General features: G+C 55.0%; 1 rRNA gene. It reads right to left on the reverse strand.

The features are described from left to right. Positions 1-144: 144 nt before the first annotated feature. Positions 145-211, reverse strand: a 16S ribosomal RNA gene (locus ACSNOD_RS32095); the annotation flags it as partial.

Below are 211 nucleotides of genomic sequence, written 5' to 3' on the forward strand. Positions count from 1 at the left end.
AGTTTCACGTTCCACGCCGAAGCAGTACTAGTGATCCCACCGAACCGTGCCGAATAGTCAACGTTCCACCCATGAGCTGACCACCGTCGGACATTCGCCGACGTAGTGGCTCTGGATTCCTTACGGAATCTAGATGCTCCTTAGAAAGGAGGTGATCCAGCCGCACCTTCCGGTACGGCTACCTTGTTACGACTTCGTCCCAATCGCCAGT

This window comes from Streptomyces sp. URMC 123, assembly GCF_051386515.1.
Lineage (GTDB): Bacteria > Actinomycetota > Actinomycetes > Streptomycetales > Streptomycetaceae > Streptomyces.